Here is a 13872-nt window from a genome sequence, read left to right as displayed (position 1 = left end):
TCCTTAATGTCCGCCAAGTAGTTTATCGACTTCTTCAGGGTTGTTATGCACACCAAATTTATCAATTACGGTTTCGGTTGCGCTATTCATACCAATAATATTAACTGTTGCGCCTTCACGCCTAGACTTAATAACCACCTTATCGAGTGACGATACACCGGTGATATCCCAAAAATGAGCATGGGTTAAATCAATTACCACGTTAGAAACCGCATTTTTAAAATCGAACGACGCTATAAATTGCTCCGCTGAGGCAAAAAATACTTGGCCAACTACTTCGTAAGTTATTTTATCGTTGCTTTCATCATGGTTAGCTTTAACCACCATAAAGCGACCAATTTTGTTCGCAAAAAACAACGTAGCTAGCAATACGCCAACTAAAACGCCAATGGCTAGATTATGCGTGGCAACTACCACAATAACGGTGGAAATCATCACTACGTTTGATGAAAGCGGATTCTTCTTTAAATCTTTAACTGATGTCCAAGAGAATGTACCTATCGACACCATAATCATTACTGCAACTAATGCAGCCATAGGAATTAACCGTAGCCATTCATCTAAAAACACCACCATGATGATTAAAAATGAACCTGCAATAAAGGTAGAAAGCCTGCCGCGACCACCCGATTTAACGTTAATAATTGATTGTCCAATCATGGCGCAACCTGCCATACCACCAAATAAACCTGCGCCAATATTGGCAATACCTTGACCTTTACACTCTTTATTACGATCGCTTGTGGTATCGGTTAAGTCATCAACAATAGTGGCAGTCATCATTGATTCAAGTAAGCCCACAACCGCAAGACCAATCGAATACGGTAAAACAATTTGCAGCGTTTCGAGTGTTAGCGGTACATCGGGCCATAAAAATATAGGCAGGGTGTCTGGCAGTTCGCCCATGTCGCCAACGGTTCTTATATCAAGCCCTAAATAAATACACAAAAGCGTTATTACAACAATACACACAAGTGGGGAAGGGATAATTTTGCCAATAGTTGGAATGTACGGGAATAAGTAAATAATACCTAAGCCCGCTGCGGTCATCGCATAAACATGCCAAGTAACATTGGTAAGCTCAGGTAACTGCGCCATAAATATTAAAATAGCCAGTGCGTTTACAAACCCAGTAACAACAGATCGCGATACAAATCGCATTAACTCACCGAGCTTTAAAAAGCCTGCAAATATTTGTATTACGCCGGTAAGCAAGGTTGCAACCAGTAAGTATTCCAGACCATGATCTTTAACTAGCGTTACCATTAATAGTGCCATTGCACCGGTAGCCGCCGATATCATTCCTGGGCGTCCGCCTACAAAGGCAATAATAACGGCGATACAAAATGAGGCGTACAAACCCACTTTTGGATCAACACCGGCAATAATAGAAAAGGCAATAGCCTCAGGTATTAGGGCAAGCGCCACAACAATACCAGCAAGCACATCGCCACGAACATTAGAGAGCCAATCTCTTTTTACGTGATCAAACATGTAAATAACCTAATTAGTTAGTTTCCCAAAGTATAGGGGAATATTTTATTTAAATAATAGTGATTCTCGCGCAGATGGCGATTAAGGTTGCACGTAACGTGCTGATGAAAAAGGGGAGTGGTTACCTAGGGCGGCGTAAGTTTCAAGTAAAAAGCTCCTTTTTGATTAGTGTGCATTGATAATGGGAATAAATTGTAAGTAACGCATACACTTTAGCAATATGCAGTTAGTTCATAAAGAGTAAACCTCAAAACAATAAGGTTTTTAAGCAATTAAAACTCAAACGTAAAACCAAACTCTCTTAATTTTTCGTACACGTTTATGTCAAAACGATAAAGCGTTGCGGCTCTGTGAGCTACATTTGTTTGTTTTTCTTTGCAGTTTATCAATAAGTTCATTTTTTGAAACTTACGTCTAAAGTTAGGCTTATCGAGTGATTTATTTAAAATCGACTCGTAAATTCCTTGTAGCTCAAGCAGGGTAAATTTTTCTGGGAGTAGGCTAAAACCAATAGGCTCGTGTCTTACTTTATAGCGTAAATAATCTAAGCCGCTTTTTAAAATATCGGCGTGGTCAAACATTAAAGCTGGCACATTATTTACATCAAACCATTCACACTCTAAAGCATTGTCGCCACTCACAAGGTTGGTTTCTTCAAAGCGAACGAGCGAATAATAAACAATAGTAATAATACGTCTAGCAGGGTAGCGGTCTACGTTACCAAATGCACCTAACTGATCTAAATACAGGTTTTCAACACCGGTTGTACTTTTAACGACACGAAGTGCGGCTGAATCTAGGTTTTCATTCTTTCGAACCCAATGACCAATTAAACCCCACTGGCTTGTTGCAAGGCCGCGGTTATATTTAACCAGCAACACCTTTAATTTACCTTCATGAATAGCAAATACAATATTATCTACGGTTAGATTACTAATACAGTCATCAGGAATCGATTCTTCGTCGATGTTGTTAGAAATGCTTGATGTTTTATAGTGCATAAATTACTCAGCCAAAGCTATACGTAGATATTGTTATAAAGACTATTAAGGGTATATAAAAGGTGGGTAAAGCGCAAATAAAAAACTTTTATAATTCCTATTTAAAACAATCACATCTATTTAATTACTCACTTCATAAACTGTACCTGTTTTTACGCGTTCACGCCGATATTCGACTTTGGTTTGGTATTGGTTTTTTATTGAACGGATAATACCTTTGTATGTTAGTAAATTTAACGGCTAATTAGCGTCGTGTATTAAATACATTACTAGCAAATTAAAAATGTAACATAAATGTTTACATGCGCTAAAAATGCATATAGTATTTTTGACTATATCGATTTGCATTGAAAATTGAGCACACATGAACAACACAAAACACACACTCACAATTAAAGAAAAAATAGGGTACGGCCTTGGTGATACAGCCAGTAATATTGTATTTCAAATGGTCGCTAACTTTATGTTGATATTTTATACCGATGTTTACGGTTTATCTGCAGCCGCTGCGGGTACCTTATTATTAGCGGTTCGTTTATTTGATGGAATTACCGATCCAATAATGGGCAGTATTGCCGATAGAACGCGCAGCCGTTGGGGCTCTTACCGACCATATATATTATTTTTAGCCGTGCCTTACGGTGTGTTTGCTTGTTTAGCATTCATAACTCCAGATTTTGATTCTACGGGCAAGCTTATATATGCTTACTTTACTTACGGGCTTTTAATGACGTGTTATACCGCCATTAATATACCGTACGGCGCACTTGGCGCAGTAATGACAAACGACCCTAAAGAGCGTGCATCGCTTCAGTCATACCGATTTGCAATGGCAATGGCAGCGCTGCTTGTAATTGTATGGGCGCTGCCTAAGCTGGTTGCTTTTTTTGGCGACGGTGACGATGTAGTAGGTTACCCGCTAGCAATGGTGTTTTTAGGCGGACTTGCTGCGACTTGTTTTTTACTGTGTTTTAAAATGACCAAAGAAACCAAACAAGTTAAACCCGCGCAAAGTAAAAAGAATGCTTTCCTTGAATTTTTAAGCTTATTTAAAAACGATCAATGGGTTGTTATAGCCGTTATAAGCCTAGCAACATTAATATTAATTGGCGTTAGAGCCTCAGTAGCACCGCACTATATTAAGTACTACGTAGGAGAAGCCTCACTTACTTCTAACTTTTTAACACTCTCAGCAATTGGCTCAGTACTCGGCGCTGTGTCTACCAACTTTTTAACCAAATTTATTGAAAAGAAAACGCTATTTATAGTCGCTTTAGTTGTCGTAATTATTTCTCACAGCATGTTTTACGTACTTGAGAGCGACGCCATAGTCACCATTTTTATTGTCTACTTTATTGCTAACTTTGCTCACATGATAATTACCCCAATCATGTTCTCAATGGTGGCAGATACGGTTGATTACGGCGCATTAAAAATTGGCCGTAGATTAACTGCAGTTACGTTTTCGGGGCATTTATTAGCAATAAAATTAGGCTTTGCAATCGGCGGTGCGATTGCTGGCTGGATATTATCAGGGTACGCATACGTGCCTAATCAAGAACAATCAGAACACACGTTATCAGGCATTTTACTCGCCTTTGCTGGCATTCCAGTAATTTGTACCGTGGCATGTTTAATTTTTATAACACGTTACAAACTTACCGAGCCTGAAGTAAAGCGCATTCAAACGCAGCTGGCTGATAACAAAACCATAAACTAATTTAGCAGCCCACTTTGCACCTTTTAAAAGTACAAAGTGGGCAGGCAATACTAGGAGTAAAAATGCAAAATACAGCACAAGCAGCACCCCCATCTAATGGATTAAGTGACGCTGAACTTAAACAGTTAAAAGACCTACAACGAGCCAACTCGTTAATACAAAATCATAATGTGTTAGTTGATCACATGTATACCGCCGATCCGTCTGCGCATGTGTTTAACGGCAAAGTGTATATTTATCCATCGCACGACATTGAATCAAAAAATGAAATTAATGATAACGGCGACCACTTTGCAATGCGCGACTACCATGTGTTTTCCCTTGACGAAAGCTCAGGCAAAGCCATTGACCATGGCGTAGCACTTTGTGTAGATGACGTAAAATGGGCAAGCAAGCAAATGTGGGCACCCGATGCAGCGCATAAACTTGGTCAGTATTACCTTTATTTTCCGGCGCGCGATCAGCAAGGTATTTTCAGAATTGGCGTTGCAAAAAGTGACAGCCCAACAGGTCCATTCAAAGCAGAAGATGATTACATTCAAGGGACGTTTAGTATCGACCCAGCTGTATTTGAAGATGACGACTCAAGCCATTATTTGTATTTTGGTGGCTTGTGGGGCGGGCAATTACAAAATTGGCAAACGAGCGAATTTAACAATGAAGACACCTATCCCAAAAATGGTGAACCTGCAATCCCTGCGCGTGTAGCAAGATTATCTGAAGATATGATCAGCCTAAGCGAAGACGTAAAAGAAGTTGTTGTACTCGATGAAAGCGGCTCGCCAATTACAGTGTGCGATAATAACCGCCGCTTTTTTGAAGGCCCTTGGGTACACAAACACAACGGTGTTTATTACTTTTCGTACTCAACGGGCGATACGCACAAAATTGTATACGCAACAGGCGATAACCCATACGGACCATTTACCTATCAGGGCGTTATTTTAAACCCAGTACTAGGTTGGACCACGCATCACTCAATTGTTAAACACAATGGTGATTGGTTTTTATTTTATCACGACAGCACGTTGTCGGGCGGGCAAACCCATTTACGCAGTATGAAAATGGCTAAGCTCGAACACGACTCAAACGGAAAAATTCAGACAATAAGCCCATATGAACACGCTTAGTAAAAATAGTTACAAACAATGCAAATTATCTTCGTAAGCACCGCTACGGCTTTTATTTGCATAAAAAAGATATAGTCAATATGACCATTAATTTTTATTGTTAATGGTCAAAATAAGAGGAAGCTGAGGACATATGACAAAATGAAAATATTTTAAAGCAAAAAATTAGCACAAAGAATTAGCATAAACGTGCTGTTATTTAACGGTTTTTAGTTAAGTAGCACATGTTTAAAACTGGTTGTGGTCTTTGTAAAACGTTTAAAACATACACACACAATAATTATTTATTGACCGTAAAATGAAACAAATAGTTTACAATTATGTTTCGAGTAATTCTTAAAGTCTTGCAGTACGTCAATAATAATTAAATAAGAAAAAGGCATCATGATGTTTAAGAAAAAGATAATTTCAACAGCCATACTCGCTGCAATGGGTACCGTTACGCTTCCTCACCAAAGCTACGCTGCCGAAACTGTTGCCGATGAAGATGTAGAAATAATACAAGTAACCGGCATTAGAGGTTCATTGCAACGCTCTATGGATGTTAAACGCGATTCTTCTGGTATTGTCGATGCAATTTCGGCTGAGGATATGGGGAAATTTCCTGATACCAATCTTGCTGAATCGTTACAACGTATTACCGGTGTATCAATTGATAGAGCGGGCGGTGAAGGTAGCCGCGTAACAGTCCGTGGATTTGGACCTGCTAATAACTTAATTACTATTAATGGCCGTCAACTTCCTAATACAACAGGTGACCGCACATTTGATTTTGCAAATGTCGCATCTGAAAGCGTATCGGGCGTACAAGTTTATAAAACATCAGACGCAAGTGTTACCTCAGGTGGTATTGGCGCAACTATAAACTTAACAACAAATAGACCTTTAAATAGTCCAGGTATAAAAGCATCATTTGGCGTAAAAGCTGTAGACGATCAATCAACCGACGAGGGTAGCATTACACCAGAGGTAAGCGGTTTATATTCGCAAACATTTGGAGATGACAAGTTTGGTATCTCGATTTCAGGTAGCTACCAAGACCGTGAAAGCGGTATGCAACAGTTTATTCAAGATCAAGGTTACAGAGCATCTGATTACACAAATACAGGGTGGGGCGGTGTACCTGCAGGCGCAGAGGGCGGAGCAAACAGGCCTACATCAGGTATTTACTCAAACCCGCAACAACCACGTTATGTGTTTGAAGAGCGCCAACGTGAACGTGTAAATGGGCAGTTAGTATTTCAATATCAGCCTGTTGAAAACATTACAGCAACCCTTGATTACACCGGCTTTAAAACAACTATTGAAGAGCAGCATACGGATGCCTCAGTATGGTTTAACTACGCTGGCGACAGAAGTGAATCTGTTTGGGCGGGCGAGCCTAACGCGTATCCACTTATTTACTCAGAAATTTATGACATTCAAAGTGATGCCGATTTCCGCGATACGTCGCTTACGGTAGGTTCTTGGGGTCGCGAAGAAAAAACAGATTCATTAGGCTTTAATTTAGAGTGGACAGTGTCTGATCAGCTTAACCTAGAGTTTGATCACCACAGTTCAAAAGCCTCAATGAAAGCAACTGATCCACGCCACGGTACACGTAACAATATTCAGTTACCATCGTACACACGTTCACGTACCGGGCTTGATTTAACCGGCGACTTACCCGGTATTGCTATTGGTAACATTGAAAATTTTACCCCAGAAACCATGCGTTTATCGGGTAGCTGGTTTGCAAACGACAAATACGATTCAGAAATCGATCAAACACAAATCTCAGGTAAGTACTTCTTAGACGACAGTTTAAGTATTGATTTTGGTGTTGCAGTTAATAAAGTAAACAACCATTATCGTCATACACAAGTGCAGCGCCCAGATTGGGGTGGGGTTGGTGTTGAGGGCGACTTTGCTGATATCGATTGGCGCCAAGATACTATTTTAGATAAGTTTCAAGCTAAAGCGGGTAACTTTGAAGGCACTGCAACACAAGGCGAATACGATTTATTTAATACAATCTTTTTTGCCGACTTTGATGCGATTGTAAATGCAGCAGAGTACGCAGATCCTATTGCCAACGTAGATAACCTTTATGGTGATTGTAAAGCAGCCGACGGCGCAGCGGCAGGACCAAACGGCGAAGGACAATTTTGTGCTTCAACCGATTGGGATGCAGCAACAAACCGCTTTACTGAAGAAAAAACGCAGTCTGCTTTTGCACAAGTAAACTACAAAGGTGAATTGAGCGGCATGTTCTTCGACCTGCAAATTGGCTTACGCTACGAAAAAACAGACGTATTTTCTAAAGCAACCGCACCCGGTTACAGCCGCGTAGAGTGGAACGAAGATACAGCCACATCAGTAACCGGTGTTACTGGTATTGAAACGCTAAGCCAATCGGCAGATTACAGTCAATTCCTACCTAATATTAACTTTAATATTGAAGTTGTTGAAGATGTAATGATACGTGCAGCAGCGAGTAAAACTATTTCAAGAGCGGGCTACGGTCAGCTGCAAGGCGGTACAACTATTAATACCGGTGGTAGTTTAAGTGGTTATTCGGGTGGCTCTGGTAATCCAGGTCTTAAACCGCTTGAATCAATTAACTACGATTTATCAAGTGAATGGTATTACGACGAAGGAAGTTATATTTCGTTTGGTTACTTTAAAAAAGACGTAACAAATTGGATTACTACAGGCACTATCGACTCAAATATATTTAACTTATATGACCCATTAAATGGTGAAAAATTTAGAGCTGCATCAAGTGCACTAGGTGGTAATGCATCTAACGAAGACATCAGAAATTACATTTTTGAAAACTTTGCTGATGATCCAAATGTGCAGCCTAATTTTGATGAAGATGGTGAGTTAGACGGTGGCACAATTGTTGGTGACCCAAACTCAGATGATCCAATTAATTTTAGAATAAACGTGCCTGTAAATGGCGACCAAGAATACACTATTGATGGCTTTGAATTTAATATTCAGCACTTATTTGGTGAGTCAGGCTTTGGTGGTATTTTTAACTACACTATGGTTGACTCAGGCCTTGAATACGACAACGACTCACTAGAGGATACAGAAGCACTAGTAGGGTTAAGTGACACGGCAAACGTGGTGTTCTTTTACGATAAAGAAGGCTTACAAGCGCGTATTGCGTATAACTGGCGCGACTCGTTTTTAAATGAGCGTCGTGTAAATGGCGATTTAACCGCACCAATTTACACCGATGAGTATTACCAAATAGACTTTAACGTAAGTTACGAAGTACCGGCAGTAGAGGGACTTACCGTATTTATTGAAGGTATAAACATTACTGATGAGTACGTAACATCGTACGGGCGCAAGCAAGAGCTGATTTATAACATCACTCAAACTGGCTCTCGTTACGGTTTAGGTGTTCGTTATAATTTTTAATAAATCACCCTTGTAGCAACCTTATAAAAGCCGCATTTTGCGGCTTTTTATTTGCCTAAATTAACCTAGTAATAATAATACCCAGCTGTTATAGTCAATATGAATTTAACTTATTTGTTACATTTAACTCGTAACAGTAAGTAAAGGCACACAACAACAATTGGAGCACACAATCCATGGCCAATCATGCATTATTAAATAATGTTGAACATCAGCATTTAAAAATAAACCCTGCACGCAGCACACACTTAGGTGACGGGGTTTGGTATAGCGAAACATTTGTGAGCGAATTTAGAGTCGCTCAAGCACATTACCCAATATTTTTTACCAAAGACGATACAACAAATACATTTTCGTCGGTGTGTTTGTACGGCATAAATAAAGACGAAAATTTATTTTTAGTAAACCAGCAATGGCAAGCACACTACATTCCGTTAAGTATGCAGCGACTGCCTTTTGCTATTGCTACTCAAAATACAATGCAAAACGGTGTAGCAACGCAAGAGCGCATGCTTAGCATTGATTTAGACTCGCCAAAAGTATCAACAAAGCAGGGTATTAACTTATTTTTAGAACACGGCGGGAATAGCGATTACCTCGAAAACGTAATAAATGTGCTCGACAACCTGCATCATGGTTTACAACAAAACCAGCCCTTTATTAAAACCTTAATTAAACATGGTTTACTTGAGTCGGTATCCCTAGAGCTTGATTTAGTAAACGGGCTTAAACATAACTTACTCGGCTTTTACACCATAAACGAAGACACGCTTAACCAACTAAGTAGCGATGCAATTGCGCAGCTGCACTCGCAAGGGTATTTAGCGTGTATATACATGGTCATTGCCTCGCAAGTACATGTACGTGATTTAGTCGCGCTTAAAAACGAGCAACTTATGCTACAAAAGCACGCTGTGTAAGTGCTTAACTATGGAAAATTTAGAAAATAAAATTCAAACGCTTAATGGCTTAACTCCCAGCACGTTGCCCAAAGAGTTTTTAAACTCGCCTGTGCCTATTGTACTAAAAGGGTTTGTAAGCGATTGGCCCCTCGTTATTGCCGCTAAAAAATCTGATGCAGCTGCAATTGATTATTTAACACCGTTTTACGAAGGTTTTTTAGTTAACACTTGCACAATACCCGCCAGTCAAAGCGGGGTTGTAGGGTATAACCCTGATATGAGCAGTTTTAACTTTACTAATCAACAAGCGGCATTTATTAGTGCGCTTGAGCAAATAATGCAAAGTGGAAATAACCCACAAGCCGACACTTTATACATTGGCTCTACTAGCATTGCACAGTGCTTACCTGGTTTGGTTAATCACTGCCACGTTAACGCATTAAACGAAGGCTGTTTATTTAATGTATGGGCAGGCGGAAAAGTTACCGTACCAGCACATTACGACGTAGCGCAAAATTTAGCATGTTGCGTTGCAGGTAAAAGGCGTTTTACTTTATTTGCCCCCGATCAAATAGACAATCTATATATAGGTCCGCTTGATAAAGCACCCGGTGGTCAGCCAATAAGCTTAACCACTACAACTGCACCTAACTTTGAGCAGTTTCCTAAGTTTGAGCAGGCAATAAAAGCGGCAATTACCGTTGATCTTGAAGCCGGCGATGCCCTTATATTGCCCAGCATGTGGTGGCACCAAGTAGAGGGGCTTGGTAGCTTAAATATACTGTTTAATTATTGGTTTAAAAATACGCCTGCGGTTTATGGTCAGCCTACTAATGCGTTGCACCTTGCTATTTTAAACATACGTAATTTACCAAAGCATGAGCGCGCAGCATGGCAACGTTTGTTTAATTACTACGTATTTTCCGATAACGAATTTACTCACATCCCAGAGCCTGCACAGGCTATTTTAGCAAAGCCAATGGATGAGCTTGCAGCGCGTAAATTAAGAGCCGAATTACAAAATAAATTAAGACGCTAAGCGTACTTGTAAGGTTTGAAATATGAATCAAAATGCAATTAAAAAAATCGTAATAGCAGGTGGCGGAACCGCCGGTTGGATGTGTAGCGCTGCAATGGCAAAGCTACTAGGTAAAAATATTGAAGTGTGCTTAGTTGAATCCGATTTAATTCCTACCGTAGGGGTCGGGGAGTCAACTATTCCTACGCTGCATATATTTCATGATTTACTAAAAATCAGCGAATCAGAATTTATGGCAGCCACTAACGCCACGTTCAAATTAGGCATATCGTTTGAGGGTTGGAAACAAAACCAACAAAGCTACTTTCACTCATTTGGTTATGTTGGGCAAGGCTGTTGGGCTGCAGGTTTTCAGCACTTTTGGCTAAAAGGTATGCAACAAGGTGTTGCAGCCGATATTGGCGACTATTGCACAGAGCACGTAGCAAGTCGCTTGGGTAAATTTGCCGTAGTACCGAATCAAGACCGTAACCATGCTTATCAGTTAGATGCCGGTTTGTACGCTAAGTTTTTACGAAATTTTGCAGAGCAAAACGGCGCTAAACGTATAGAAGGCATGATAAGTAAAGTTAATTTAGAGCCCACTAATGGCTTTATAAAATCGCTTACTTTAGGTGACGGGCAAATTATTGAGGGTGATTTATTTATAGATTGCACCGGCTTTAAAGGTTTATTAATAGAGCAAGCGCTACACACCGGATACGAAGATTGGAGCCATTGGCTCCCGTGCGACAGCGCAGTGGCAATACAAACCGAATTAGTAAGCCCAATAGTGCCATATACGCGTGCAATGGCACATAAATGTGGTTGGCAGTGGCAAATACCGCTGCAAAGCCGTCGTGGTAATGGCTTAGTGTTTTGTAGTAAATACATGAGCGATGATGAGGCCAAAACAGCGCTCCTCAATAACGTAGAAGGCAAACCTATTAATGAGCCGCGCGTTATTAAATACCGCACCGGTACACGGCGTAAACATTGGAACAAAAACTGTGTGGCTATTGGCTTAGCAAGCGGTTTTATTGAGCCGCTTGAATCAACCAGTATTCATTTAATTCAGCAAAGCATTATTAGATTAATGCAAAACATGCCAACTAAAGCAATCGAGTCGTGCTATCAAGATGACTTTAATAACAAAATGCGCTTTGAAGCCGAAAACATTCGCGACTTTATTGTGCTTCATTACTACGTAACGCAGCGCACCGACAGCGACTTTTGGCGTTACTGTAAAAACATGCCAATTCCAGAGTCACTTGCCAAACGCATTGAGCTATTTAAGCAAAGTGGGCATGTATATAAAGTAGAGCAAGAGTTATTTGGCGAAGCATCGTGGTTACAAGTTATGTTAGGGCAAGGGCTAATGCCACAAAATTATCACCCCATTGTAGATAGCATGAGCGATGATGAGTTAAAACGCTTTTTAGAGTCAATAAAAAATCATGTGGCTAAAAAAGCAGATAGCTTACCGAGCCACATTGATTTTATTAATTATTATTGCAAGGCTAAGTAAGTATTATGCTAACACTTGGCAATAACTTACAGCCGCAATATGAGTTTATAGGGCAAGAGCAAACGCCAATTATTATAATTGACAACTACCTGAGCGAGCCGCAAAAACTTATAAACCTAGCGCAAAATGCTGCTCAAAGTAATGGGGAGTTTAAACCTGACGAACTCACTCAATACCCAGGTTTACGCATGCCGCTGCCAAAGCAATGTGTGGTTGATTACTTAAAGCCGCTTATACAGGGGTTTTATAACGTATTTAATATTGGGCAAACACTCACCCCATGCCCAAAAGATAATACCTTATCGTTAATTACTAAAACGGAGCAGCAGCTATCACCAATACAAACCTTGCCACACTTTGATACCAACGATCCTAACCTAATTGCCATTATTCATTACCTTGGAGAGGGAGCGCACGGCGGCACTGGATTTTTTAGACATAAAAAAACAGGGTTTGAAACAATAAGCTCAAAGCGCAAAAACACGTATTTAACATATGCTCAGAAGTACCTTGAATTAGATAATGCAAAGCCTAGTTATTGCACCACACAGCACAGTGAATTTGAGTGCTACAAGCACATAGAATATAAGCCAAATAGACTTATTGTGTTTCCTGGGTATTTGCTGCACACCAGTTTACTTAACACCTCTACTGATATTTCGTCATGTCCACAAACAGGGCGGCTAACGGCTAATATGTTTGTTCATTTTAAATAGGATTACTATGTCTTTTTCTTTACCTAGATTCGCATATAAAGGTTGGCTATTAAGCTTTGTTGTATTGGCGCTGAGTATGGCAACAGTGCAAAAAAGTCATGCTACAGGGTTTGATACCCTCCCTAAAAAGCAATTTAATGTTCTGCTATTTACAAAAACCGCAGGGTGGCACCATAAGTCGCAAACCGAAGGCGTTAAAGCGCTAGAAGGCTTAGCCGATAAGCACTTTTTTAACTTAATTTGGCACGAAGAAAGCCATTATTTTAACGACGATTACTTAAAAAATGTTGATGTAGTGGTATTTTTATCAACCACGGGCGATATTTTAAACCCAAAAGAGCAAGCCGCGCTTGAGCGATTTGTAAAAGCAGGCAAAGGCTTTGTTGGCATTCATAGCGCATCAGATACCGAATACGATTGGCCTTGGTACCAAAAGCTGGTGGGGCGCACCTTTAATATTCATCCTGTTATTCAAACTGGTGTATTAAGTAAAGTGCCTAATACTCGCTTTATTGGCTTAAACCATATGCCGCCGGAGATGCTTTGGACAGACGAGTGGTACGAGTTTGGGCCAGAGCTCACTAAGTTAAACTACTTACTCACCGTTGATGAGCAAAGTTACAACCCAACTGCTGATTGGGGTAATAACAAAACAGGCTCGGGTATGGGGGCGTTTCATCCTATTTCGTGGTATCACAATTACGATGGCGGACGCTCGTTTTATACAGCCCTTGGACATACTAATGCGGTGTATAAAAGTGAGTTTTTAACCGAGCATATTTATGGCGGAATTTATTGGGCTGCAACGGGTAAAGGGTTAAAAAAGTAGCAATTAATAAATAACTAATAAATACGCTTTTTAGCACAATTCATGTCGATTCAGGCTACTTTTTTAAGCGGCCTTTTATATTTAAGCATTTCTTAAGCACCTCACACATTTCTCTTA

General features: G+C 40.1%; 10 protein-coding genes. 8 read left to right on the top strand and 2 right to left on the bottom strand.

Translation table 11 applies throughout. The features are described 5' to 3' along the window. Nucleotides 1-3: 3 nt before the first annotated feature. A complete protein-coding gene (locus tag I6E80_RS14160) occupies nucleotides 4-1494 on the bottom strand; it encodes a SulP family inorganic anion transporter (protein WP_197185810.1) in 1491 nt (496 codons plus the stop codon). A 272-nt stretch (nucleotides 1495-1766) separates the two neighbouring features. After that, entirely contained in the window at nucleotides 1767-2495 is a 729-nt protein-coding gene (locus tag I6E80_RS14155) for an NUDIX domain-containing protein (protein WP_197185809.1), read from the bottom strand. A gap of 364 nt (nucleotides 2496-2859) precedes the next feature. Between I6E80_RS14155 and I6E80_RS14150 the strand changes: the two genes are divergently transcribed. The 8 genes from I6E80_RS14150 to I6E80_RS14115 all read left to right on the top strand — a co-directional run bounded on the left by I6E80_RS14150 (nucleotide 2860) and on the right by I6E80_RS14115 (nucleotide 13755). After that, nucleotides 2860-4215, top strand: coding sequence for an MFS transporter (locus I6E80_RS14150; protein WP_197117547.1), 1356 nt, complete (start codon nucleotides 2860-2862; stop codon nucleotides 4213-4215). A gap of 62 nt (nucleotides 4216-4277) precedes the next feature. Continuing rightward, entirely contained in the window at nucleotides 4278-5345 is a 1068-nt protein-coding gene (locus I6E80_RS14145; protein ID WP_197173590.1) for a glycoside hydrolase family 43 protein, read from the top strand. 387 nt (nucleotides 5346-5732) lie between these two features. Continuing rightward, nucleotides 5733-8762, top strand: coding sequence for a TonB-dependent receptor (locus I6E80_RS14140; protein WP_197185808.1), 3030 nt, complete (start codon nucleotides 5733-5735; stop codon nucleotides 8760-8762). 176 nt (nucleotides 8763-8938) lie between these two features. After that, nucleotides 8939-9682, top strand: coding sequence for a SapC family protein (locus I6E80_RS14135; protein ID WP_024599009.1), 744 nt, complete (start codon nucleotides 8939-8941; stop codon nucleotides 9680-9682). A 10-nt stretch (nucleotides 9683-9692) separates the two neighbouring features. Next, nucleotides 9693-10703, top strand: coding sequence for a cupin-like domain-containing protein (locus I6E80_RS14130; RefSeq protein ID WP_197185807.1), 1011 nt, complete (start codon nucleotides 9693-9695; stop codon nucleotides 10701-10703). A gap of 22 nt (nucleotides 10704-10725) precedes the next feature. Further along, complete coding sequence (locus tag I6E80_RS14125; protein WP_197185806.1) at nucleotides 10726-12210, top strand: tryptophan halogenase family protein; 1485 nt, start codon at nucleotides 10726-10728, stop codon at nucleotides 12208-12210. Between the two features lie 5 nt (nucleotides 12211-12215). Then, a complete protein-coding gene (locus I6E80_RS14120) occupies nucleotides 12216-12926 on the top strand; it encodes a DUF6445 family protein (protein WP_197185805.1) in 711 nt (236 codons plus the stop codon). A gap of 7 nt (nucleotides 12927-12933) precedes the next feature. Continuing rightward, a complete protein-coding gene (locus tag I6E80_RS14115) occupies nucleotides 12934-13755 on the top strand; it encodes a ThuA domain-containing protein (RefSeq protein WP_197185804.1) in 822 nt (273 codons plus the stop codon). Nucleotides 13756-13872: the final 117 nt, after the last annotated feature.

It is taken from the genome of Pseudoalteromonas sp. NSLLW218, assembly GCF_015864775.1.
Classification (GTDB): Bacteria; Pseudomonadota; Gammaproteobacteria; order Enterobacterales; family Alteromonadaceae; genus Pseudoalteromonas.
Note: the sequence above shows the minus strand (reverse complement) of the source record. Positions and strands in the feature narration are given on the sequence as shown.

What these genes read in the sequence shown, in the direction of transcription:
- I6E80_RS14160 (WP_197185810.1), bottom strand. Translation starts at nt 1,494, where the DNA reads ATGTTTGATCACGTAAAAAGAGATTGGCTCTCTAATGTTCGTGGCGAT.
- I6E80_RS14155 (WP_197185809.1), bottom strand. Translation starts at nt 2,495, where the DNA reads ATGCACTATAAAACATCAAGCATTTCTAACAACATCGACGAAGAATCG.
- I6E80_RS14150 (WP_197117547.1), top strand. Translation starts at nt 2,860, where the DNA reads ATGAACAACACAAAACACACACTCACAATTAAAGAAAAAATAGGGTAC.
- I6E80_RS14145 (WP_197173590.1), top strand. Translation starts at nt 4,278, where the DNA reads ATGCAAAATACAGCACAAGCAGCACCCCCATCTAATGGATTAAGTGAC.
- I6E80_RS14140 (WP_197185808.1), top strand. Translation starts at nt 5,733, where the DNA reads ATGTTTAAGAAAAAGATAATTTCAACAGCCATACTCGCTGCAATGGGT.
- I6E80_RS14135 (WP_024599009.1), top strand. Translation starts at nt 8,939, where the DNA reads ATGGCCAATCATGCATTATTAAATAATGTTGAACATCAGCATTTAAAA.
- I6E80_RS14130 (WP_197185807.1), top strand. Translation starts at nt 9,693, where the DNA reads ATGGAAAATTTAGAAAATAAAATTCAAACGCTTAATGGCTTAACTCCC.
- I6E80_RS14125 (WP_197185806.1), top strand. Translation starts at nt 10,726, where the DNA reads ATGAATCAAAATGCAATTAAAAAAATCGTAATAGCAGGTGGCGGAACC.
- I6E80_RS14120 (WP_197185805.1), top strand. Translation starts at nt 12,216, where the DNA reads ATGCTAACACTTGGCAATAACTTACAGCCGCAATATGAGTTTATAGGG.
- I6E80_RS14115 (WP_197185804.1), top strand. Translation starts at nt 12,934, where the DNA reads ATGTCTTTTTCTTTACCTAGATTCGCATATAAAGGTTGGCTATTAAGC.